At 57.9% G+C, this 21,245-nt stretch carries 25 protein-coding genes; 17 read left to right on the top strand and 8 right to left on the bottom strand.

Annotated features, from left to right (window positions below):
* Positions 1 to 5 precede the first annotated feature (5 nt).
* The 8 genes from DS906_RS12825 to DS906_RS12790 all read left to right on the top strand — a co-directional run bounded on the left by DS906_RS12825 (position 6) and on the right by DS906_RS12790 (position 7,889).
* The gene (locus tag DS906_RS12825) at positions 6 to 821 is read left to right on the top strand and encodes a cytochrome c oxidase subunit 3 (protein WP_113790544.1); all 816 of its coding nucleotides are present in this window, start codon (positions 6 to 8) and stop codon (positions 819 to 821) included.
* 170 nt (positions 822 to 991) lie between these two features.
* Complete coding sequence (locus DS906_RS12820) at positions 992 to 1,669, top strand: SURF1 family protein (protein ID WP_113790543.1); 678 nt, start codon at positions 992 to 994, stop codon at positions 1,667 to 1,669.
* A complete protein-coding gene (thrC, locus tag DS906_RS12815) occupies positions 1,666 to 3,054 on the top strand; it encodes a threonine synthase (RefSeq protein WP_113790542.1) in 1,389 nt (462 codons plus the stop codon). Before DS906_RS12820 ends, thrC begins: the two co-directional genes overlap by 4 nt.
* Entirely contained in the window at positions 3,051 to 4,313 is a 1,263-nt protein-coding gene (locus DS906_RS12810; protein ID WP_113790541.1) for a pitrilysin family protein, read from the top strand. The genes thrC and DS906_RS12810 overlap by 4 nt, the downstream gene beginning before the upstream one ends.
* Positions 4,313 to 4,897 (top strand): GNAT family N-acetyltransferase, encoded by a 585-nt coding sequence (locus DS906_RS12805; protein ID WP_058272263.1) that lies wholly within the window; start codon positions 4,313 to 4,315, stop codon positions 4,895 to 4,897. Before DS906_RS12810 ends, DS906_RS12805 begins: the two co-directional genes overlap by 1 nt.
* Positions 4,898 to 4,901: 4 nt before the next feature.
* Positions 4,902 to 5,528: an imm11 family protein gene (locus DS906_RS12800; RefSeq protein WP_113790540.1), complete on the top strand. Its 627-nt coding sequence runs from the start codon at positions 4,902 to 4,904 to the stop codon at positions 5,526 to 5,528.
* An 88-nt stretch (positions 5,529 to 5,616) separates the two neighbouring features.
* Positions 5,617 to 6,435, top strand: a complete 819-nt coding sequence (locus tag DS906_RS12795) for an MBL fold metallo-hydrolase (protein WP_113790539.1) — start codon at positions 5,617 to 5,619, stop codon at positions 6,433 to 6,435.
* Positions 6,436 to 6,473: 38 nt separating this feature from the next.
* Positions 6,474 to 7,889 (top strand): FAD-binding oxidoreductase, encoded by a 1,416-nt coding sequence (locus DS906_RS12790; RefSeq protein ID WP_113790538.1) that lies wholly within the window; start codon positions 6,474 to 6,476, stop codon positions 7,887 to 7,889.
* Between the two features lie 34 nt (positions 7,890 to 7,923).
* Here the strand turns inward: DS906_RS12790 and DS906_RS12785 are convergent, their stop codons facing one another.
* Positions 7,924 to 8,406 (bottom strand): fasciclin domain-containing protein, encoded by a 483-nt coding sequence (locus DS906_RS12785; RefSeq protein WP_113790537.1) that lies wholly within the window; start codon positions 8,404 to 8,406, stop codon positions 7,924 to 7,926.
* Between the two features lie 170 nt (positions 8,407 to 8,576).
* On the bottom strand, positions 8,577 to 9,116 hold the full coding sequence (locus tag DS906_RS12780) for an adenine phosphoribosyltransferase (protein WP_058272309.1): 540 nt from the start codon (positions 9,114 to 9,116) through the stop codon (positions 8,577 to 8,579).
* Positions 9,117 to 9,424: 308 nt separating this feature from the next.
* Here DS906_RS12780 and DS906_RS12775 point away from each other — a divergent pair, with 308 nt between their 5' ends.
* Positions 9,425 to 9,598: a hypothetical protein gene (locus DS906_RS12775; RefSeq protein ID WP_233494779.1), complete on the top strand. Its 174-nt coding sequence runs from the start codon at positions 9,425 to 9,427 to the stop codon at positions 9,596 to 9,598.
* A gap of 4 nt (positions 9,599 to 9,602) precedes the next feature.
* Here the strand turns inward: DS906_RS12775 and DS906_RS12770 are convergent, their stop codons facing one another.
* The gene (locus tag DS906_RS12770) at positions 9,603 to 10,232 is read right to left on the bottom strand and encodes a LysE family translocator (protein WP_113790536.1); all 630 of its coding nucleotides are present in this window, start codon (positions 10,230 to 10,232) and stop codon (positions 9,603 to 9,605) included.
* A gap of 51 nt (positions 10,233 to 10,283) precedes the next feature.
* Positions 10,284 to 11,300 carry a DUF418 domain-containing protein gene (locus tag DS906_RS12765; RefSeq protein WP_113790573.1) on the bottom strand — a complete coding sequence of 339 codons (1,017 nt, stop codon included), beginning with the start codon at positions 11,298 to 11,300 and terminating at the stop codon, positions 10,284 to 10,286.
* Between the two features lie 212 nt (positions 11,301 to 11,512).
* On the opposite strand from DS906_RS12765, the gene DS906_RS12760 reads away from it, so the two are divergent.
* Complete coding sequence (locus tag DS906_RS12760) at positions 11,513 to 12,379, top strand: alpha/beta hydrolase (RefSeq protein WP_113790535.1); 867 nt, start codon at positions 11,513 to 11,515, stop codon at positions 12,377 to 12,379.
* 9 nt (positions 12,380 to 12,388) lie between these two features.
* On the opposite strand, the gene DS906_RS12755 is transcribed toward DS906_RS12760, so the two are convergent.
* Positions 12,389 to 13,261, bottom strand: coding sequence for an S-methyl-5'-thioadenosine phosphorylase (locus DS906_RS12755; protein ID WP_113790534.1), 873 nt, complete (start codon positions 13,259 to 13,261; stop codon positions 12,389 to 12,391).
* 200 nt (positions 13,262 to 13,461) lie between these two features.
* Between DS906_RS12755 and DS906_RS12750 the strand changes: the two genes are divergently transcribed.
* The gene (locus DS906_RS12750) at positions 13,462 to 15,096 is read left to right on the top strand and encodes a SulP family inorganic anion transporter (RefSeq protein WP_113790533.1); all 1,635 of its coding nucleotides are present in this window, start codon (positions 13,462 to 13,464) and stop codon (positions 15,094 to 15,096) included.
* Between the two features lie 29 nt (positions 15,097 to 15,125).
* Here DS906_RS12750 and DS906_RS12745 read toward each other — a convergent pair whose 3' ends face one another.
* Positions 15,126 to 15,767 carry a CatB-related O-acetyltransferase gene (locus DS906_RS12745; RefSeq protein ID WP_113790532.1) on the bottom strand — a complete coding sequence of 214 codons (642 nt, stop codon included), beginning with the start codon at positions 15,765 to 15,767 and terminating at the stop codon, positions 15,126 to 15,128.
* Complete coding sequence (locus DS906_RS12740) at positions 15,767 to 16,372, bottom strand: flavin reductase family protein (RefSeq protein WP_113790531.1); 606 nt, start codon at positions 16,370 to 16,372, stop codon at positions 15,767 to 15,769. The genes DS906_RS12745 and DS906_RS12740 overlap by 1 nt, the downstream gene beginning before the upstream one ends.
* Before the next feature lie 71 nt (positions 16,373 to 16,443).
* Between DS906_RS12740 and DS906_RS12735 the strand changes: the two genes are divergently transcribed.
* From DS906_RS12735 to DS906_RS12715, 5 genes are all read left to right on the top strand, one after another.
* On the top strand, positions 16,444 to 16,938 hold the full coding sequence (locus DS906_RS12735) for a GNAT family N-acetyltransferase (protein WP_058276957.1): 495 nt from the start codon (positions 16,444 to 16,446) through the stop codon (positions 16,936 to 16,938).
* A gap of 52 nt (positions 16,939 to 16,990) precedes the next feature.
* Positions 16,991 to 17,734 (top strand): EcsC family protein, encoded by a 744-nt coding sequence (locus DS906_RS12730; RefSeq protein WP_113790530.1) that lies wholly within the window; start codon positions 16,991 to 16,993, stop codon positions 17,732 to 17,734.
* Between the two features lie 124 nt (positions 17,735 to 17,858).
* The gene (locus tag DS906_RS12725; protein ID WP_113790529.1) at positions 17,859 to 18,323 is read left to right on the top strand and encodes an NUDIX hydrolase; all 465 of its coding nucleotides are present in this window, start codon (positions 17,859 to 17,861) and stop codon (positions 18,321 to 18,323) included.
* Between the two features lie 71 nt (positions 18,324 to 18,394).
* Complete coding sequence (locus DS906_RS12720; protein WP_108861745.1) at positions 18,395 to 18,838, top strand: DUF1178 family protein; 444 nt, start codon at positions 18,395 to 18,397, stop codon at positions 18,836 to 18,838.
* 3 nt (positions 18,839 to 18,841) lie between these two features.
* Positions 18,842 to 19,480 carry an SDR family NAD(P)-dependent oxidoreductase gene (locus tag DS906_RS12715; protein WP_113790528.1) on the top strand — a complete coding sequence of 213 codons (639 nt, stop codon included), beginning with the start codon at positions 18,842 to 18,844 and terminating at the stop codon, positions 19,478 to 19,480.
* Here DS906_RS12715 and DS906_RS12710 read toward each other — a convergent pair.
* Positions 19,474 to 19,827 (bottom strand): hypothetical protein, encoded by a 354-nt coding sequence (locus DS906_RS12710; RefSeq protein WP_108861747.1) that lies wholly within the window; start codon positions 19,825 to 19,827, stop codon positions 19,474 to 19,476. The genes DS906_RS12715 and DS906_RS12710 overlap by 7 nt on opposite strands.
* A 165-nt stretch (positions 19,828 to 19,992) precedes the next feature.
* Here DS906_RS12710 and DS906_RS12705 point away from each other — a divergent pair, with 165 nt between their 5' ends.
* Positions 19,993 to 21,231, top strand: a complete 1,239-nt coding sequence (locus DS906_RS12705) for an aspartate kinase (RefSeq protein WP_113790527.1) — start codon at positions 19,993 to 19,995, stop codon at positions 21,229 to 21,231.
* Positions 21,232 to 21,245: the final 14 nt, after the last annotated feature.

Genomic DNA, 21,245 nt, shown 5'->3' with positions numbered 1-21,245 from the left:
CGCTGATGGCACACGCAAAAAACCATGATTATCACATTCTGGCCCCGTCGATCTGGCCTCTGATCGGCGCGATCGGCGGCTTTGTGATGCTGTTCGGGGCCGTCCTGTGGATGCACGGGGTTACCTCGTGGATGTTCTGGGCCGGTCTGGTGGCCGTTCTTTACACCATGTTCGCATGGTGGTCCGAGGTTGTGGTCGAAAGCCGCCAGGGCGATCACACACCGGTTGTCCGCATCGGCCTGCGTTATGGCTTCATCCTGTTTGTAATGTCCGAGGTGATGTTCTTCTTTGCCTGGTTCTGGTCGTTCTTCAAACATCGCATGTACCCGATGTACGACTATGCCGGTACCGAATATATCCAGCCTGACATTCATGCGGTTGACCCGTTCCACCTGCCGCTGATCAACACTCTGGTCCTGCTGCTGTCGGGCTGCGCAATCACCTGGGCGCACCACGCGCTGGTGCACGGCAATGATCGCAAGGCGCTGGTGCAAGGGCTGGCCATCGGTATCGCTCTGGGCATCGCTTTCACCGGTCTGCAAGCATTTGAATACTATGAGCTGCTGGCGCATGAAGGCTGGAAATTCGGCGGTGATCAGTTCTATTCGAACTTCTTCATGGCAACCGGCTTTCACGGTTTCCACGTTCTTATCGGTACCATCTTCTTGTCAGTATGCTTAATCCGGGCGCTCAAGGGTGACTTCACGCCTGAGAAACACGTCGGGTTTGAGGCGGCTGCCTGGTACTGGCACTTCGTTGACGTTGTTTGGCTGTTCCTGTTCTTCGCAGTTTACATCTGGGGCCAGGCCCCGTTGATGTAACGTCAGAAGGGTGATCAAATTGCAAAAGCCGCCCTTTCGGGGCGGCTTTTTCTCTATTCTGGGCGCAAGATTGCGCCCCATACAATTGCAAGGTTGCCTTTCTGCGGCTGCAGCCCTTAACAAGACGCCGGCTCTTGCAGAGCCTTCGAACAACACAACCTGGTCCTGACATGCGCCGCATTCTCTTTCTGATGATCTTTGGCATTGCCGGTCTGGCGGTCCTTGTGTCGCTGGGTGTCTGGCAGATGCAGCGGCTGGCGTGGAAACAAGGCGTTTTAGCCGAAATCGAAAATCGGATTTCAGCCGATCCGGTTGATTTGCCTGACACCGTGTCGCGGGATGCTGACAAGTATCTGCCGGTTACGATTGCGGGCGAGATCGAGCCGGGCGAGATCCACGTTCTTGTCTCGGTCAAACAGGTTGGGGCGGGCTATCGCATCATCCAGTCTTTCAGCACAAATGACCGGACAATTCTTGTGGACCGGGGCTTTGTTCCTGTGACCGCGAAGCACGATCAAAGGCTGAATGGACCGATGGAGATCACTGGAAATCTGCACTGGCCGGACGAAATTGACGGCTACACGCCTGAGCCGGATATTGACGACAATATATGGTTTGCCCGTGATGTTCCGAACCTGGCCGCCGCACTTGGCGCTGAGCCAGTACTGCTAATCGCGCGGTCGCAAACCGACCCCGACATCACACCCTTGCCAGTTTCGGCGACGGGTATCCCGAATGATCACTTGCAATATGCAATTACATGGTTTGGCCTGGCTTTGGTCTGGGCCGCGATGACCGGATATTTTCTGTGGCGCAGCCGCGCCCCTTCTGAGAGTGACGCGACATGAAATACATCTCGACCCGCGGGCAGGCGCCCGAACTGACGTTTGAAGAAGCGATGCTGACCGGATTGGCTCGTGACGGTGGTCTGTACCTGCCTGCCGAGATCCCGGTGATGACGCAGGATGAGATCGCAGCACTGGCCGGACTGCCCTTTGAGGAAATCGCGTTCCGGGTGATGTGGCCCTATGTCAGCGGATCTTTCGGTGAGGGTGAGTTCAAAGAGATCATCGCCCGCGCCTACGAAGGCTTTGGCCATGACGCCCGCGCGCCATTGAAGCAGTTGAACGAAAACCACTTCCTGTTGGAGCTGTTCCACGGGCCGACTTTGGCCTTCAAAGACTTCGCCATGCAGCTGATCGGTCAGCTGTTTCAGGTGGCGCTGAAGCGCCGTGGCGACCGTGTGACCATCGTTGGCGCAACCAGCGGTGACACCGGCTCGGCCGCGATTGAAGCGTTCCGGGGGCTGGACGCCGTGGACGTGTTCATCCTGTTCCCGCATGGCCGAGTCTCGGAAGTGCAGCGTCGGCAAATGACGACACCTGCGGACAGCAACGTGCATGCGTTGGCCGTGGACGGCGATTTTGACGATTGTCAGGCCGCGCTGAAGGACATGTTCAACGACTTCGACTTCCGCGACGGCGTGAAGCTGGCTGGCGTGAATTCGATCAACTTTGCCCGTGTTCTGGCGCAGATCGTCTACTACTTCTCCGCTGCTGTCAGCCTCGGCGCGCCGCATCGCAAGGTCAGCTTTACGGTGCCGACCGGCAATTTCGGTGACATCTTCGCGGGCTACCTTGCCAAGCGCATGGGCCTGCCAATTGACTGTCTGGTTGTCGCAACCAATCAGAACGACATTCTGCACCGTTGCCTGTCGGGCGAGGGGTACTTCAAGGGCGACACCATCCCCTCGATCAGCCCGTCGATGGATATTCAGGTCAGTTCGAACTTTGAGCGTGCGCTTTACTATGCTTATGGTGAGGATGGCGGGGCTGTCGCGCAGTTGATGGATGAACTGAAGAACGGCGGCTTCAATGTCAGCCAGGGCGCGATGGAAGCGCTGCGCGACAGCTTTGACTCGGGCCGTGTCTCTGAAGAAGAGACGCTGGCGACAATCAAGTCCACTCTGACCCACAGTGCCGAACTGGTTTGCCCGCATACCGCCGTGGGCATCAAGGTTGCAGAAGAGCATCGCTCGACCGACGTTCCGATGATCACACTGGCCACCGCGCATCCCGCAAAATTCCCGGCAGCGGTCGAGAAGGCAAGCGGCGCGCATCCGCCTCTTCCATCCCGCATGTCTGATCTGTATGAACGTCCGGAACGGGTGACCCGCATCGCCAACGATCTGGGCACCCTCGAGGATCATATCAGAAGGCATATCGCTGAGTGACTGTCAGACAAGACCAACTGAAGAACGGATTTCGTATCGTCAGTGAACATATGCCGGGGTTGCAATCAGCGGCCATCGGCATCTGGGTGACCGCCGGTGGGCGGCACGAGCGGATTGAACAGAACGGTATCGCGCATTTCCTTGAGCATATGGCTTTTAAGGGAACCAAGCGCCGTTCGGCTTTGCAAATCGCCGAGGCGATTGAGGACGTGGGCGGATATATCAACGCCTACACGTCGCGCGAGGTGACGGCTTATTACGCGCGTGTTCTCAAAGACGACGTGGCGCTGGCGATGGACGTTATCGGTGACATCGTTCTGAACCCGATCTTTGACCCGCGTGAGATCGAAGTTGAACGCGGTGTGATCCTGCAGGAAATCGGTCAGGCCTATGACACGCCTGACGATGTGATCTTTGACTGGTTGCAAGAGCAGAGCTATCACGATCAACCGCTGGGTCGAACCATTCTGGGTCCGACCGAACGGGTCAGTGCGTTTTCGCGCGAAGATCTGTCCGGGTTTGTGGCTGAACACTATGGTCCCGAGCAGATGATCCTGTCTGCCGCTGGTGCCGTTGATCACGATGCGCTGATGAAAACCGCTGAGGCGTTGTTTGGCCATCTTAAACCGTGCAAGGGGCTGATCCCGGAAACCGCCCGTTTCACTGGCGGCGAAGCGCGGCAGGAGAAAGAGCTGGAACAGGCGCATTTCGCACTGGCGCTGGAAAGCCCTGGCTATCGTGACGATGCGATCTATACCGCACAGATTTATTCGACGGCGCTTGGCGGAGGCATGTCCTCTCGCCTGTTCCAGGAAGTGCGCGAAACACGCGGGTTGTGCTACACGATCTTTGCGCAGACCGGAGCCTATGCCGATACCGGCACGACGACGATTTACGCCGGAACGTCGGCGGATCAGGTCGCAGAGCTGGCCAGCATAACAATTGATGAGATGAAGCGCGCAGCCGAAGACATGAGCGCCGAAGAGGTCGCTCGCGCCCGCGCGCAGATGAAAGCCGGTATGCTGATGGGGCTGGAAAGCCCATCGAACCGGGCGGAACGTCTGGCGCGTTTGGTGCAGATCTGGGACCGGGTACCATCGCTCGAGGATGCCGTAGCTAAGATCGACGCCGTCAGCACCGAAGATGTGCGTGCCTTCGCCGAGCAGATGGCAGTGCAGGCCCCTGCGGCGCTGGCGCTGTACGGTCCTGTCTCGGGCGCACCCACGCTGGCGCAATTGCAGGAGAGGCGTGCGGCGTGATGCTGTTGGGCAGACGCAAGCTGAAACTTGAAACCGAGCGCCTGAGCTTGCGCCCGCCCGCGCATTCCGACTTTAACGACTGGGCGGCGCTACGGCGCGCGTCACAGGAATACCTAACCCCGTGGGAGCCGATCTGGGCCAAGGATCACCTGAGCCGCAAATCCTTTACCAACAGGGTTTATTGGGCGCAGCGCTCCGTGGCCGGTGGGACGGCGATCCCACTGTTTTTGTTCCGTCGCACGGATGATGTGCTTTTGGGGGCCATCACGCTGGACAATGTCCGTCGCGGCCCGGCGCAGGCAGGAACCTTGGGATATTGGACGGGCCAGTCTTTTGCCCGTCAGGGTTACATGCGCGAGGCCATTGGTGCGATCGTTCATCACGCCTTTACCCGACTGGACCTGAGCCGGATCGAGGCCGCTTGCCTGCCCGAGAACAAACCATCACGTGGGTTGCTGGAAAGTTCGGGGTTCAAATACGAGGGCGTGGCGCAGTCGTACCTGCAGATCAACGGGCGGTGGCGGACGCATGTGCTGTACGCCAGCCTACGGTCGGACCGGCGCGGGAAGACCGACGCGGGGTAGGTCAATGGCGCGGGCAAAACAGCCAATGATTTGGATCAGTGGGGCGATGGTAAGCGTTTCGAGTATTAAGGGGTTTGATCAAGACAACTATCTCGAAAACAACGAACTTGCCGTCGATGCTATGAAGCGAAACAATGTTGGGGAGCCCTTGGCGGCAGATCGTTTCCCCAAGGAAATGTATGCGGAATACAAAGACAAAAAGGAAAAGAAACAGCCCGATCTTTTCAATGCCGGCGGGACTTGGAGCGTTTCTACTGCCTGTGCGGCAGTTCTACGCCAGTTTGATCTCGGTGAAGGCAACCTTTATCCTGTCAGGCTGTTCCAGCATGATCGCACCACACCGGTTGAAGGCGAGTACTTCTGTTTGAACTTCGGTGCGCAAAAGACCGCCGTGCTGACAGAACAATCTCCGCGCATAGATAAACCATATGAAAACCACGACATCTGGGAACCACCGGGCGCAATGCAAGACAAGGATATCGCCGTGAGCGCGTCGGCCCTGGATGGCCCTGACATCTGGATGGACCCACAAATGCGCGACGCATTTTTTGTGAGTGATCCGTTGGCTCAGGCGTTACGTGCGGCGAAAGTCTCGCGCCCGTTCAAGCTGCGGGAGTGCATCGTTCTCTGAACTGCTCCTAGAAAATGCCAATTCCGTGATTTCACTCACGCGATACCTGCAGGCGTGACTTACCTGTGTTCTGCGCTACACTCCGGACATGCGCTGGATTGTTGCGGTATTGATGGTGATCTCGGGTGGGGCTTCGGCACAGGAACGGCGGCCGAGCCATTGCATTGCCATCGCGGATGCCGCACCGGGGATTGAGTATATTCACAAAGCAGCCTGGCAGGACCCGGTGCCCGAGTTCTCGGTTCGGATCAGCTATATTGCTCACGCGTCGTTTATGATTCAGACGCAGGGCGGGTTGAACGCAGTGACGGACTTCACCGGTTTCATCGGCAGCGCGGATCTGATCCCGGACGTGGTGACGATGAACCATGCCCACGGCACCCATTGGACCGCCCATCCGGATCCTGCCATCCCGAATGTGTTGCCGGGTTGGGGCGAGTTCGGGCAGGGGATCGAACACTATCTTAATCTGGGAGAGATGCTGATACGCAATGTCTCGACCGATATCCGATCCTCTTATGGCGGTGTGGAAGAGCGCGGAAATTCAATCTTTGTGTTTGAGGTTGAAGGGTTGTGCATAGGCCATCTGGGTCATCTGCACCACGTGCCGTCGGACGAACAATTTGCCGCCCTGGGGCGTTTGGATGTTGTGATGGCTGCCGTGGATGGCGGTACGACGATGCCGTTGCCGGAAATGATCACGGTGCTGATGCGACTGAAAAGTTCGGTCATCATTCCGATGCATTGGTTTTCCAGCTTTTCGCTGGACCGTTTTCTGGTCGATATCCGCAACGACTTCCCCGTTGAGCGCAAAGGTGTGTCTGAGATCACCGTGTCTCTGCGCACGTTACCTGATCGCCCGACGGTCGTGGTGCTTGAGCCGCAATACCTTATCGAACTGGAATAAGGCTTGTCGGGACGTCACGACTTGGGCAAGGAAAGGGTATGAAACTGAACCCTGCCGATGATACTTTTGCCCAGTCGATCCGCTCTGCCTTGGGCGATGATGTTCTGCACCCCGTCGCGGCACGATATCTAGAAGAGCCGCGCCGCAGGTTTGCGGGCCATGTGGGCGTTCTGGCCCTGCCGAGGTCGGTAGAACAGGTTTCGACGCTCGTTCAGCTCGCCTCGGGCGCGTCGGTTCCCATCGTGCCTTATGGCGGCGGGACCGGACTGGTCGGCGGGCAGGTGATGACCGATGGTCCGGCCCCTTTGCTGATTTCTTTGGAACGGATGTCAGCCATCCGGGCGGTTTATCCGGCCGAGAATATTCTGATCGCCGAGGCCGGTGCCATTTTGGCCGATGTTCAGGCTGCTGCGGAAGAGGCGGATCGGCTGTTTCCCCTTGCGCTGGCTGCACAGGGATCGTGCCGGATCGGCGGCAATCTTGCGACGAATGCGGGTGGGGTTAATGTCCTGCGCTACGGCAATGCGCGTGATTTGTGCTTGGGGCTTGAGGCGGTTTTGCCAAATGGTGAGATCTGGCACGGTCTGAGCCGTTTGCGTAAGGACAATACCGGGTACGATCTGCGCAACCTACTGATCGGAGCAGAAGGTACGCTAGGGATCATTACCGCAGCGTCTTTGAAACTGTCCCCACGTCCGGGGGAAACCGGCACTGCGATGTTCCGGGTGGCCTCGCCTGAGGCTGCCATTGATCTGCTGGCGCTGGCCCGCGATCATGTGGGCGAGGGGGTCAGCACCTTTGAACTGATCCACAAGCAAGGTCTGCAGTTCCTGTCCGAGGTTTTGCCCAATATCCGCCAGCCCTTTGACGTCCAGCCCGATTGGATGGTGCTGGTGGAGTTGGGACTTTCCGGCGGTGCGTCACCGTCAGATGCGCTGATGGAGTTGTTCGAGGCTGCAGAAGCGCGCGGGCTAGTAGATGATGCGGTCATAGCTCAAAGCGAAGCGCAACGAATGGAACTTTGGGCGGTGCGTGAGCAGATCCCTGAGGCCAATCGGTTGATCGGTTCGGTCTCAAGCCATGATATCTCGGTCCCGATTTCGGATATCCCCGCGTTTATCCGGCGTGGGTCCGAGTTGGTGAATGCGTTGGGGACATTCCGTATCAATTGCTTCGGGCATTTGGGCGACGGCAATCTGCACTACAACGTGTTTCCGCCGCAGGGGCACAGCCGCGCGGAATATGATGCCCAGCGGCATAGTGTAAAGCGCGCGGTGCATGATTTGGTGCATGAGTTCGGTGGGTCGATCAGCGCCGAGCACGGCATAGGCCGTTTGAAAACGGATGACTTGGAGAGCTATGGCGATCCGGTAAAGCTATCTGCGATGCGTGCGATCAAAGCTGCCCTTGATCCAAAGGGGATCATGAATCCAGGGGCCGTGCTAAAGGCGTAGGCGCGACCCACTTCGCATGGGCCGCGCGCCGATATTACGATCCAGGCAGAATAACCTTATCAATCACGTGGATGACGCCGTTCGACGTCTCGATATCTGCCTGCACAACGTTGGCGTCGTTGATCATTACGCCGTTGTCCAGGTCAATCTTGATTTCTCCACCCTGAACGGTCGCGGCCGTCATGTCATCGGACAGATCGCCTGACATCACTTTTCCGGGCACCACATGATAGGTCAGGATTGCAACCAGCTGATCCTTGTTCTCGGGCTTCAAAAGGGTCTCGACTGTGCCTTCGGGTAGGGCGGCAAACGCCTCATCCGTGGGAGCGAAAACGGTGAAGGGACCTTCGCCTTTCAACGTATCAACCAGCTCTGCGGCCTGAACAGCTGCGACAAGAGTCTCAAAGCTGCCTGCGCCGACGGCGGTGTCGACGATATCTTTGGAATGGCCATCAGCATAAGCCGCAGTTGAGACGAAAAGGCTTGCGACACCGGCAATTGCGAGATTGCGAAACATGGTATGATTTCCCTAATTGAAATGCCCTTGGTGGCATCAACCGGGGTACGCTGCATCACTGAAAAGAGATCACTGTTTGTGCCGATAAGTTCGGGTTGATCCAATAAAAAACCGCGCTAGGCCAGCGCGGTTCCAGATTTCCACTCACGAATTTGTGATTGCGCGGGACGTCAGAGGCCTTCGAATTCGCACAGGACGTGGACATCCATCCCCATGTCTTCCAATGCCTTGCGCCCGCCTAACTCTGGCAAGTCGATAATGAACGAGCATGAGACGATCTCGCCCCCCAACCGCTCGATCAGTTTGATGCCCGCTGCAGCGGTGCCACCTGTCGCCAGCAGATCATCGACGACGAGGATTTTTTCACCCGGTTGGATGGCGTCGTCGTGGATTTCGACAATCGCCTCGCCGTATTCAAGCTTGTAGTCTTGGCTGATCGTAGTTCCCGGCAGCTTGCCCTTTTTGCGGATGGGCACGAAACCGACGCTTAGCTGGTGTGCGATGGCGCCGCCAAGGATAAAGCCGCGCGCCTCGAGGCCAACGACTTTGTCGATGCGTTCGCCGGCATAGGGGTGCAGCATTTGATCAATCGCCATACGGAAACCGCGCGGATCCGCGAACAGGGTCGTGACGTCCCGGAACATGATCCCTTCATGTGGGAAATCCACGATGGTCCGAATGTAATCTTTGACCGACTTGTTTCTGGACATGGCCATCCCCTCTGGCGTCAAAACACGCTGGGCTGTTTGGCCCATTGCTGTGAGTCATGCAAGGAAAGATTGCCGCCCCAGGCGTGCGGCGTTTCGACTGGCGGTAATCGCGATACAGTGCATCGACCGGCCGCGTCAGATATGGTTTGTGCACCTTGCCCAGATCTTTTGAAAAAATCGCTTGAGCGACATGAAGGTTCGTTGCCATAATCTTCTTTTGTTGTTAGGTGCTCGTGAAATACAAATTCTATGCGAAGTATATACAAAGACTATCTTGTAGGTCTGCGATTTTGATGGGAATGGGACGCGTGAGAACGAAAGACGGTAAGATTTCAACCAAGAAAAACAGTCAGTTGGTCCTGCGGCTGGACAAGGATGAACGGGACGAGTTTGTTCAGCTGTGCAAAGAATTGGACACGTCGGCCGCGCGAGAAATCCGGCGGTTCATTCGCGGTTTCATGAAGGAACACGCAGAGGGCTGAGCCCTCAGGCCGGGCGGCGCAGGACAGCCGTGGCCACTCCCATCCCGATTAATGCCAGCCCTCCGAACCGGGTCATCGCAGTGATGACGCCTGAACGGCCGATCATCTGGCGCAGGTGGTCCGCCAAAAGGGCGTATGCCAGCGAATTTAGCCATGCCAGCCCCACGAAGGTTGCGATCAGGATAGCAAATTGCGGTCCGAGCGGGTCAGCCGGGCGCAGAAACTGAGGAACGAAAGCAATAAAAAACGCGATGGATTTCGGGTTCAACGCGGTGACGGCGGCAGCATGGCCAAAAACGCTGTGTGCGGTGACATTGCGCCCGGTGTCCACGGTCTCAAGCCCGCCTGGTGGCGCGCTGCGCAACAGTTTGATCCCCAGCCAGACCAAATAGGCGGCACCGACCCATTTGAGGGCCGTGAAAAGGGTAGCCGAGGCCAGGACCAGCGCGCCAAGCCCCAAAAGAGAGGCCGTCATAGCCACCAGATCTCCAACAGCTACACCCGTCGCCGAGGCGACAGCCACGCTGCGCCCCTTGGACAGGGCATAGCTGAGCACCAGCAAGACCGTTGGGCCTGGGATCAATAGTAGGGCGGTAGATGCAGCGACAAAGGCGAGCCAAAGGTCATGGGACATCGGAAATCCTGTAATGCGTTTTACGCAGCAAGCCCGGACCAGCGCGCAAGGTCAAGCCCTGCGTGGTTGCGTTGTCAGGCGCATAAGCGCCTCAAGCGGACCGCGTTTGAATTTGCGGGACCACAATAGGGCAAAGACCGAGGACGCGGCACAGAACGCAACAGCGTAACCCGCGATCTGCGGGGCGTTCAGTGACCCGTTCAGCAACCCGGCCTCCTCCAGTATGCCCATACCGATCAGGATGTGGGCCATATAAAGCGTCAGGCTTTGCCGGCCGGGCGCGGTCAGGGCGGGGCTGATGTGCAACCTTTCGATTTTGGGCCACAGCTTCAGCAGCAATCCGATCACCACGCAAGCCGAGCCGGTTCCGGCAATAATGTAGAACGGTCCCGGTGGGATGGACGCGGATCCCAGATAGATCACCAGATCAGGGTCCGAGGCCAACATCTGCGGGAATAGGGCAAATACGGCAGCTCCGAACCCCCACATGATCAGCCTGTGTTGAATGCAGATCGTGTGCAGTTCTGACCGTCCAATGGCCATTCCGATCAATAGGAACGCCGCCCAGGGAAAGACCGGGTGCCAGCCGTTGAATAACAGGTTGCGCAAAAAACCGGGCAGGGTCCAAAGGTCGGTGTATGTCAGCGTTTCCCAGTCCCAGCCAAGGTCGTAGTTGAAAATCATGACGGCGAGGACAGCCAGTGCCACCACCCCAACTGAACCCAGCCACAATGCGCGGGTCGGTGCCGTCAGGAAAGCTGCACCAACAACGAAGTACACCGCGTAGAAATGCAGGATATCGGCGTCAAATACGGTCATGTTGATCAGACCGAGCGCGAACAGAAACACCGCGCGCCGCAGCAACACCGGCGCTGAAACAGAAGACAACCCAATTCCGATACCGGCCAGGATGACGAACAAAGCGGCGGCGCGGCCTTCCAGCAAATCGATCAGGGTCGAGGCCCAGTCATTGCCAGGGGCGATCTGAGCGGCGATGCGGAAATTCACCAGAACCATTCCGCAAAACGCCAGAAACCGGGCTGCGTCCAATGCCTCAAGTCGCTTCATGCTATCCCTCTGTTTCGCCAGCGTTCTGACGGTGCCGTGCGAAACACACATCGGTGCAGTACAGGCGATTTTTCAAGATGAAGGGCAAAAAAGAGCCGGGGCCGTGCAATGCGGCAACAAGTTTTAAGATTGGATTAAGTGTAGCCCGCGCGGCTTGAAACGGTTCCTTGGGCCACCGACCTTGGATCGGACGCAACACTTCGGAGAGGCCGATGGTTCAAACAGATCAAACACGCGCCAACGCGGCACCTGAAACCAGCCACTCGCGGCTTGCCCGCGTAAAGGGCGCGCTGATCCTCTTGGTTCCGGTCCTCGCGGTGATCTATGCGGGCATCGTGGGGTATATGTATGTGAACCAGCAATCGCTTTTGTTCAAACCAGATGGCAAGTTGCCCGCACCCAATTCGATCGGCCTGGCCGATGTCGAGACCGTTTCCCTTACGATGTCCGATGGCGTCAGGTTGACCGCGTGGTCCGCCCCACCCGCGACCGATGATGCGCCGACGGTTTTGTTCTTTCATGGCCAATCGGGCAATCTGGGCGACCGGGTCGACCGGATGAGAGATATCCTCAACAGCGGCTTCGGCCTGCTGGCCCCCAGCTATCGTGGGTATCCGGGCAGCGAGGGCGAACCGTCCGAGATGGCGCTGATTTCCGACGGCATCCAGATGTATGACCAGCTGGACCGCCAAGGCGCGGGCGTTGTGTTGCACGGCCAAAGTCTTGGAACAGCCGTTGCGACCGCCGTGGCTGAACAACGCCCAAATGCACAACTGCTGGTGCTTGAGGCACCCTTTACGGCCACGGTGGACGTCGCGGCGGAAAGATATCCCTGGCTACCTGTGCATGCCCTGATGCGGGATCAGTTCGCGACTCGCGACTTGATTGAGAACGTCACCGTTCCGACTTTGATCTTCCACGGGACCGAGGATGAAACAGTTCCACTGCATCATGGTGAAGCTTTGGCCGCGATGGCCGGGGATACCGCGCAGATCTATGTCATCCCGAACGGCTCCCATAACGACCTCTGGTCGCACGGATTGTGGGATCAGGTTCAACAGTCCCTGCAAGCCAACTAAGGTTGCCGGTCAGAGAATCCGACCAGCAACAGCATCCAGTTTCGCCAACACGGTCGGATCACGCTTTTCCGGCGCGGTCAGGATGGCATATTCCAACGCCCGGTCGCAGCCATGAGGGCAGGGCGCGCGATCAGCGCCCAGCAGATCGGGCAGACCTTTGACAAGTGCCCTGCCTTTTTCGGCATTGCCGGTCAGCGTGGCGATGATGGAGGTGACGTCCACCTCGCCGTGGTCTGGATGCCAGCTGTCGTAGTCGGTGACCATCGCGATCGAGGCATAGCAAAGCTCGGCCTCGCGGGCGAGTTTGGCCTCGGGCATGTTGGTCATGCCTATCACGTCGCAGCCCCAGTGTTCGCGGTACATCTTGGATTCCGCGAGTGTCGAGAACTGTGGCCCCTCCATTGCCAAGTACGTACCGCCGCGATGAATGGTGATGCCTGCTGCTTTGCCGGCAGATTCACAGGCATCCGAGAGGCGCGGGCAGGTGGGGTGTGCAACGCTGACGTGGGCTACGCAGCCGGTGCCAAAAAAGCTCTTCTCGCGCGCAAACGTCCGGTCGATGAACTGATCGACGATCACGAAATCGCCCGGCGCCATGTGCTCGCGAAACGATCCGCAGGCCGAGACTGAGATCACGTCAGTCACACCAAGCCGTTTCAACGCGTCAATATTGGCGCGGTAAGGAACGTCAGTCGGGGAATGGATGTGACCACGCCCGTGACGGGGAAGGAACGCCATGTCCACACCGTTCAGCGATCCGGTCAGGATCTGATCCGAAGGATCGCCCCATGGCGTTTCGACTGTGACCCATTCGGCATTTTCCAAACCGTCGATGTCGTAAATGCCTGATCCGCCGATGATGGCGATTTTGGTCTGGGTCATGGCTGCTCTCCGTGAAAAACTGTATAAAGAGTTCTGCGTGGCAGCCGCGGGTTTGGCAAGTGGCTTCAAGGGTTTGTGTAACTTGCTTGCCAGCTATGCGGTTTGCGCATATCAGGGTCCCGCTGGGTGCAGTATCTAATGTCAGATATGACAGGTAAAAGGCATCTTTCGCGCGAACAAACAACCCCACAGGACGTCTCATGCCCCGAGCCATGCTGGCAAGCTTTGCCAATCGTATAGCCAAACCCGATCTCCGCTGGATGCCGGATGAGGGGCTGACGGTCTCGCGCTTGCGGATTGAGCTGTTGTCTGGCTTGACCGTTGCGCTGGCGCTGGTCCCCGAGGCGGTAGCATTTGCCTTTGTCGCAGGTGTGCACCCTTTGGTCGGGTTGTATGCCGCGTTCATGGTGGGTTTGATCACGGCGCTGATCGGCGGTCGACCTGGTATGATCTCCGGCGCGACCGGCGCTCTGGCGGTTGTCATGGTGGCGTTGGTAGCTGAACACGGGGTCGAGTACCTGTTCGCTACTGTGGTTTTGATGGGCATTTTGCAGGTCATTGCAGGCGCGATGCATTGGGGCCGGTTCATCCGACTGGTGCCGCATCCGGTGATGCTGGGCTTTGTGAATGGTCTGGCGATCGTGATTTTTCTGGCCCAGATGGGCCAGTTCAAGGTTCCGGGCACTATGGAAAACACCGGTCACGGCTTAAGTGGTGGCGAATGGCTTTCGGGTCTGCAGATGTATACGATGCTGGGTCTGGTCGCCCTGACGATGGCCGTGATCTGGGTCACGCCGCGGATTACACGGATCGTGCCCGCGCCATTGGCCGGTATCTTTGTCGTTGCCGCGCTGGTGATTGGCTTTGGTCTTGATGTGCCGCGCGTCGGCGATCTGGCCTCCATCGAGGGCGGTCTGCCCGCATTCCACATCCCGATGGTGCCGCTGAACTGGGAGACCTTTGAGATCATCCTGCCTTACGCTGTCATTCTGGCCGCCATCGGCTTGATTGAATCCCTGCTGACCCTGAACCTCGTTGGTGAAATCACCGGCAAGCGCGGAGGGGCCTCGCAAGAATGCATTGCGCAGGGTGTGTCCAATGTGGCGACTGGATTCTTCGGCGGCATGGGCGGTTGTGCGATGATCGGTCAGTCGATGATCAACGTGAAATCGGGCGGTCGTACACGCATTGCTGGGATCGCTGCGGCGCTGTTCCTGTTAATCTTTATCCTGTTTGCCTCACCCCTGATTGAGCAGATTCCGCTGGCGGCGCTGGTGGGTGTGATGTTCATGGTGGTAATCGGAACCTTTGCCTGGAACTCGTTCAAGATCATGCGCAAGGTGCCCCTGATGGATGCGTTCGTTATCGTTCTGGTGACCGTTGTCACCGTGATGGAGGACCTTGCAGTTGCGGTGGTTGTCGGTGTGATTGTCTCGGCGCTGGCCTATGCCTGGAATAACGCCAAGCGTATCCATGCCGTCACGCGTGAGTCTGCCACGGAAGAAGGTGCAAAGGTCTATGAGATTCAGGGGCCGCTGTTCTTTGGCTCATCCGATGGTTTTACCGAGCTGTTCGATGTTCAGAATGACCCTGACACCGTAATCGTGGACTTTGCCGAAAGCCGGGTCGTGGACCAATCCGCGCTGCAGGCCATCGAGAACATCGCTGGCAAATACGAGACCGCAGGCAAACGCGTTATGCTGCGCCACCTCAGCCGGGATTGCCACAAACTGCTGAACAAGGCCGGCCACCTTATGGTCGATAGCGACGATGACCCGGACTACGAACTGGCCGTCGATTACTCGGTCCGCACGGGTGTGCTGGGCGGGCATTGATTGTAAAAGGCGGCCACTTCGGCCGCCTTTTACTTTGGAGCAATCCGTTCCAATTCTTCAATATTACCGGACAGAAGCGCCTCTTCGGCTTCGGCGATCTTCTCGGCGGGCCAATCCCACCAGTTCAGTGTTAAAAGCCGATCGATGGTGTCCTTTTCGAACCGGAACCGCCGCACTTCGGCAAGGTTTCCGGTAATGATCGCATAGGGCGGTACGTTTCCGCGAACAACAGACCCGGCACCAATAATTGCCCCCGAACCGATCTGCGCACCGGGCAGGATCATTGCACCATAGCCAATCCAGACATCGTGGCCGATGAGAGTGTCGCGCGTGTCCGGCTGAAACCCGGTCATTCCGTCCGGGTCAAACACTGGAAACGGAAAGCACGTCAATCCATCCATTGAATGATTGGCCGATGATGTGAGGAAACGTACGCCATGGGCGATCTGGCAGAACTTCCCCAGCACCAGCTTTTCTTGCGAAAACGGAAACAGGTAGGGGGCAAGGCGCGAGGCCCAATCCTCTGGCGCATCAAAATCCGAAGCATAGCTGAAAGCTCCGGCCTTAAACCTGGGATGGTCAATCGCTTCAGACAGGAAAACCGTGCCCTTGTGATCAGAGCCATTAGGGAGCGTGATCGGGTATCTGCGTAAGGGGTCAGGAAGCGGCATTAGTCATCCGGTCGTGAAAGGCTGAACAGCTCGGTGACCACCGAATAGTCCCGGTATCCAAGCCGCGCCAGCGGTTGGAATGTTGTGACGTCGAACACGCCGTCCTTCAGACAATCGTCGCGCAGATGCACGCCGGTTACTTCTCCGAACACCACCCGATTGGCCTCGCCCGGCAAGGATACGATCTGCGTCAGCTTGCATTCCAGCGCCGCTGGTGCCCCTTCGATCCGGGCGCAGGGGATGGTTTCGCATTCTACCGGCGAAAGCCCGGCATGACCGAATTCGTCCACGTCCTTGGGAAGACCAGCTGAGCTTGCGTTCATCGCATCCCGGTGTGCATGGGCCACAACGTTGACGCAGAACGCGCCGGTGGCCTCGATATTGGCGAGGCTGTCTTTTGTGCCGTCCTGATCGTGTTTGGTTCCGGTTGAGGCGAACATGACCTGCGGCGGCGTATATGCAACCCCGTTGAAAAACGAATAGGGCGCCAGATTGTTGACGCCATCCTTGTCACGTGTCGAGATCCAGCCAATCGGCCGCGGCGTGATAATGGCGTTGAATGGATTGTGCGGCAAGCCGTGGCCGTCTTCGGGGCGATAGAACATATGGTCTCCAAGCGTTTGCCCAAGGCGTACCGAAGTGCTAGGGCGATTGCCAGCTAGGAAAAGAGGGCAGGGTGCAGCAGTTCGTGATCAGGCCGGAAGAGCCGGATGATTGGTGGGAGGTCGAGGCACTTTACGACCTGTGCTTTGCGCCGGGGCGTGAGGCGCTGTCCTCGTATCGTCTGCGCGATGATGTTCCGCCGGTGTCGGGTCTTTCCCTTGTTGCGCGTGACGGGCAGGGCATTCTGGCCGGGGCGATCCGTTTCTGGCCCGTGCATGTGGGCGATCACGACGCTTTGTTGCTGGGCCCCGTGGCGGTGCACCCGACCCATCAAGGCGAAGGTCTGGGGGGATTCCTGATCCATCAGGGGCTTGAGGCCGGTCGCGAAATAGGCTGGCAAAGGGCGATGCTGGTGGGCGATGCGCCTTATTATGCGCGTTTCGGGTTCACACGACTTTCCGGTGTGGAAATGCCCCCGCCAACAAACCCTGACCGGGTCCTAGGCGCGGAATTGAGCCCTGGTGAATGGTTGAATGTGCGTGGCGAGGTGACCCGCTGGACGCGCTGAGGTATTGAAACCCCGCCATTCAGCCCCGATGTTTAACGTCAGGAGGGCTTATATGCAGGACGTGCTTTTAGTCGAAAAGCTGGATACCGAAGCCGAATTGGATCGGTTGGCCAAATTTTACAGAACAGCCGGAGGTCCCGGCGTTAAACTGTTGAACAGTTTGGGAGGTTCGGCAGAATCCTTGCTGGAACAACTGCCTGCATCTGTGCGGCAGGGGTTGACAGGGGCCACGGAACAGGCGCTTTGGTTAGCGATGCACGCAGCCGAGGGTTCGCGCCGGGCTGTTCCGGATCAAAAGCCGTGGGTCAACACCGCTGTCGCAACGGCGATGGGGGCGGCCGGTGGCATGGGTGGCGTGTCGACTGCACTGATGGAATTGCCTGCTACGACGGCCATGCTATTGCGTGCCATTCAGGGTGCGGCGTTCCGCGAAGGGTTCGATCCGTCCGAGGAAGGCGTCAAATTTGATTGCGTACGGGTCCTGTCTGCAGCCGGACCTCTGTCTTTTGACGATGGCGCAGATCTGGGCTTCTTTTCGGTCCGCCTGACGTTGACTGGCCCAGCGATGCAAAAGCTGATTGCAGCGGTAGCGCCGCGACTGTCCATTGTACTGGGCCAGAAACTGGCAGCGCAATCGATACCGGTCCTGGGTGCGATCGCAGGGGGTGGTACGAACTACGTCTACACCCGGTACTATCAGCAGGTGGCCCGAGTTCACTTTGGGTTGCGGCGACTGGCAATTGATGCCGATATCCCGCATGAAGATCTGGTTCGGAAACTGGCTGCTCGGGTCTGAAGCCTGTCTAAACTCTTGGAAGAAACCGCACCATATGGTATTCTGAACCCAGCCGACCGCTAAATGTATAAGAACCTCAAAGGTCGGCGATTGAGGATGAAAGCAGTTTGAAAGGTGGTGCGACGTGATCGGTGCGAGGCAACCGACGTGTCTGCAGGGAAGCGAACGGCACCTGCGGCTTAAGCATCAATCAGCGGCCCTTTGCTATCGCATCAAACACGGAAAACTCAGGGTTTTGCTGATCACAACGCGCAAATCCAAACGCTGGATCATACCGAAGGGCTGGCTGATCGAGGATATGACGCCGTCGCAAACCGCCAGACGAGAAGCTTGGGAAGAGGCTGGGGTTAAAGGAAATTGCGCAAACAAGCCCATGGGCCGTTTCACATACCTGAAATCCCGCTTCAGTATGATCCCTGTGGTGTGTCTGGTGGATGTCTTTCCCCTCTGTGTTACGTCGATTGCGCCTGAATTTCCTGAACGGGCCCAACGAAAGCGAAAGTGGGTTTCGCCCAAAAAGGCGGCCTCTCTGGTGAAATCGCCGGAACTGTCCCATTTGTTACGCAGTCTTGGCCCGAATCTACACTGACTCGCCTTTCGAAGGGCTTGATCTTGCCATGTCTGTCGGTATCTATTTGGCTACCGGAAAATGGACGAACCATGATTCAATATTCGCTGAAATGCAGCCGCGACCATACTTTTGACAGTTGGTTTCAATCGGCCGCCGCTTACGACAAACTCGCCTCCGCAGGTATGGTGACCTGCGTTGTGTGTGGTGACGCGCAAGTAGATAAGGCTATCATGACCCCTCGCGTTCGTCCGGCCCGCAATGCTCAGACAACTGAACCACAAAGCAAACAGGTGGATGTCGCGACCCCGTCGCCAGATATCGAGAAGGTGCTGGCCGATCTGCGTCGCAAGGTCGAGGAAAACTCGGACTATGTCGGTAAGGATTTTGCCAAAGAAGCGCGTAAGATCCATTTGGGCGATGCGCCCGAACGCGCGATTTATGGCGAAGCCAAGCCCGACGAGGCCAAAGCGCTGATCGAAGACGGTGTGCCGGTTTCGCCGCTTCCATTTCTTCCCACCCGTAAAACGAACTGACCCATGCATATTGTCATCACGGGGGCCAATCGCGGAATTGGCCAAGCTCTGGCAGATCGTTATCGCGCGCAGGGCCATGACGTTACCGGAACCGCCCGGGATTCCAGTGCCCAGCTTGTACTGGATGTGACAGACCCGAAGCAGCAGGCTTCTATGGCAGAAGGGCTTGCGGGTCGTCCGGTTGATCTGTTGATCTGCAACGCCGGGGTCTATCTGGACAAAGGTCACGGCATAGACGGCTATCCTGCCGACATGTGGGCGCAGAGTTTTGCGACCAATGTGACAGGTGTGTTTCTGACCGTGCAGGCGCTTTTGCCCAATCTTCAGGCCGCGAAAGGCAGGGTTGCGATCCTGTCGTCCCAGATGGCGTCGCATACGCGCGCGCCCGGTGGCAGCTATATCTATCGCGCGTCCAAAGCGGCGGCCCTGAATCTGGGGCGCAATCTGGCGGCGGATCTGCGCGCGGATGGAGTCGCCGTTGGCATCTACCATCCGGGTTGGGTGCAGACGGATATGGGGGGCGCTCAGGCTGAGATCACTGTTGATCAGGCTGCCGGCGGGCTGCTTGACCGCTTTGGGGCACTGTCACTTGCCACAACCGGGTGTTTTGAAACCTGGGACGGTCAGCCGCACGCTTATTGACGTTTCAACGCTGCCGTGGGGATTTCGTAAACTTCATCTGGATCGATGAAGACCACCGTCAAGTCTCCCCGTGTTTCATGGCTGATCCGGGCAGGTGAGCTGCTAGACGTCGGGATGCCATCCGTGAAATAGATGCTACGTACTTCGGCGCCGCCCAGTCCCACTGCCAGGGTCGTGGTCCCGTCGTCATGGTGGCGCAGTTCGGCGTGGCAGCTGCTTAGCGCCGCACCGGCTTTGGCACAGGGCACCGTTCCCAAAGCATTTTTGCCGTCGGTTGCAGCCAGCGTAGAGACCTGCGCAAAGGCGGATGAAGACAAAAGGGCGAAGACTGCGGCAACGCGGAACATGGAAAACCTCTGGGAATAATTTCGGGATGCAGGCTGACAGCCTCTGTGTCGGTTGTAAAGCGGTCAGATGCGGCCATCCGACCGGTTTTGAACTCTTGCCCTCGCGGCCCCCCTCGCATAAGACGCACGGGATCAGAAATCCAAGGCGCGGAGACACTTGCCCCCATGCCCTTACTCGTGATGAAATTTGGCGGCACGTCGGTTGCCAACCTTGACCGTATCCGCCGCGCAGCGAAGCGCATCGGCGTCGAAGTGGCAAAGGGCTATGACGTGATCGTCATCGTCTCGGCCATGTCCGGCAAGACAAACGAGCTTGTGGGTTGGGTCGACGAGACGTCACCGCTATACGATGCGCGGGAATATGATGCCGTCGTGTCCTCGGGCGAGAATATCACCGCTGGCCTGATGGCGTTGACGTTGCAGGAAATGGATGTCCCGGCCCGCAGCTGGCAGGGCTGGCAGGTTCCGCTGATGACCACCAGCGCCCACAGCCAGGCCCGGATCGAAGAAATTCCGACCGATAACCTGAACCAGAAGTTTGGTGAGGGCATGAAGGTTGCCGTTGTCGCCGGGTTCCAGGGCATTAGCCCCGAAGGCCGTATCACGACCCTGGGCCGGGGTGGGTCGGACACCACCGCCGTGGCATTTTCCGCCGCCTTCGGTGCCGAGCGGTGCGACATCTACACGGACGTTGACGGTGTCTATACCACCGACCCGCGCATCTGCGAGAAGGCACGCAAGCTGGACCGCATTTCGTTCGAGGAAATGCTGGAATTGGCCTCATTGGGGGCAAAAGTGCTGCAGACCCGCTCGGTCGAATTGGCGATGCGGAACAAGGTGAAACTGCGCGTTCTCTCTAGTTTTGAAGAACAATCCGACGAGGCCGGTACGCTGGTCTGCGATGAGGAGGATATCATGGAATCCAATGTTGTGGCCGGTGTGGCCTATTCCCGCGACGAAGCCAAGATGACTGTTGTCTCGGTGGCTGACCGCCCGGGCATCGCGTCGATCATCTTTACCGCGCTCAGCGATGCGGGCGTGAATGTCGATATGATCGTGCAGAACATCTCGGACGAGGGACGCACGGACATGACCTTTTCCTGCCCCACCGATCAGGTGGCGCGCGCCGAACAGGCATTGCTGGCGATCAAGGATGCGGGTGAGCTGAACTATGCCGAACTGGTCGCAGACCAGGATGTCTGCAAGGTCTCGGTCGTGGGGATCGGCATGCGCTCGCAGTCGGGCGTGGCGGCCAAGATGTTCAAGATACTCTCGGATGAGGGGATCAATATCAAGGTCATTACAACCTCTGAGATAAAAATTTCCGTCCTAGTCGACAGGAAATACATGGAACTTGCTGTTCAGGCACTGCATGATGCCTTTGAATTGGACAAGGCGGCCTGAGCATTTCAGCCAAA

Origin of the sequence: Ruegeria sp. A3M17, assembly GCF_003318255.1 — a bacterium.
GTDB lineage: Bacteria > Pseudomonadota > Alphaproteobacteria > Rhodobacterales > Rhodobacteraceae > Ruegeria.
This window is presented reverse-complemented; position numbering and strand designations above follow the sequence as displayed.

Coding starts and splice junctions, on each gene's coding strand:
- DS906_RS12825 (WP_113790544.1), top strand. CDS start 6: ATGGCACACGCAAAAAACCATGATTATCACATTCTGGCCCCGTCGATC.
- DS906_RS12820 (WP_113790543.1), top strand. CDS start 992: ATGCGCCGCATTCTCTTTCTGATGATCTTTGGCATTGCCGGTCTGGCG.
- thrC (WP_113790542.1), top strand. CDS start 1,666: ATGAAATACATCTCGACCCGCGGGCAGGCGCCCGAACTGACGTTTGAA.
- DS906_RS12805 (WP_058272263.1), top strand. CDS start 4,313: ATGCTGTTGGGCAGACGCAAGCTGAAACTTGAAACCGAGCGCCTGAGC.
- DS906_RS12800 (WP_113790540.1), top strand. CDS start 4,902: ATGGCGCGGGCAAAACAGCCAATGATTTGGATCAGTGGGGCGATGGTA.
- DS906_RS12795 (WP_113790539.1), top strand. CDS start 5,617: ATGCGCTGGATTGTTGCGGTATTGATGGTGATCTCGGGTGGGGCTTCG.
- DS906_RS12790 (WP_113790538.1), top strand. CDS start 6,474: ATGAAACTGAACCCTGCCGATGATACTTTTGCCCAGTCGATCCGCTCT.
- DS906_RS12785 (WP_113790537.1), bottom strand. CDS start 8,406: ATGTTTCGCAATCTCGCAATTGCCGGTGTCGCAAGCCTTTTCGTCTCA.
- DS906_RS12780 (WP_058272309.1), bottom strand. CDS start 9,116: ATGTCCAGAAACAAGTCGGTCAAAGATTACATTCGGACCATCGTGGAT.
- DS906_RS12770 (WP_113790536.1), bottom strand. CDS start 10,232: ATGTCCCATGACCTTTGGCTCGCCTTTGTCGCTGCATCTACCGCCCTA.
- DS906_RS12765 (WP_113790573.1), bottom strand. CDS start 11,300: ATGAAGCGACTTGAGGCATTGGACGCAGCCCGGTTTCTGGCGTTTTGC.
- DS906_RS12760 (WP_113790535.1), top strand. CDS start 11,513: ATGGTTCAAACAGATCAAACACGCGCCAACGCGGCACCTGAAACCAGC.
- DS906_RS12755 (WP_113790534.1), bottom strand. CDS start 13,261: ATGACCCAGACCAAAATCGCCATCATCGGCGGATCAGGCATTTACGAC.
- DS906_RS12750 (WP_113790533.1), top strand. CDS start 13,462: ATGCCCCGAGCCATGCTGGCAAGCTTTGCCAATCGTATAGCCAAACCC.
- DS906_RS12745 (WP_113790532.1), bottom strand. CDS start 15,767: ATGCCGCTTCCTGACCCCTTACGCAGATACCCGATCACGCTCCCTAAT.
- DS906_RS12740 (WP_113790531.1), bottom strand. CDS start 16,372: ATGTTCTATCGCCCCGAAGACGGCCACGGCTTGCCGCACAATCCATTC.
- DS906_RS12730 (WP_113790530.1), top strand. CDS start 16,991: ATGCAGGACGTGCTTTTAGTCGAAAAGCTGGATACCGAAGCCGAATTG.
- DS906_RS12720 (WP_108861745.1), top strand. CDS start 18,395: ATGATTCAATATTCGCTGAAATGCAGCCGCGACCATACTTTTGACAGT.
- DS906_RS12715 (WP_113790528.1), top strand. CDS start 18,842: ATGCATATTGTCATCACGGGGGCCAATCGCGGAATTGGCCAAGCTCTG.
- DS906_RS12710 (WP_108861747.1), bottom strand. CDS start 19,827: ATGTTCCGCGTTGCCGCAGTCTTCGCCCTTTTGTCTTCATCCGCCTTT.
- DS906_RS12705 (WP_113790527.1), top strand. CDS start 19,993: ATGCCCTTACTCGTGATGAAATTTGGCGGCACGTCGGTTGCCAACCTT.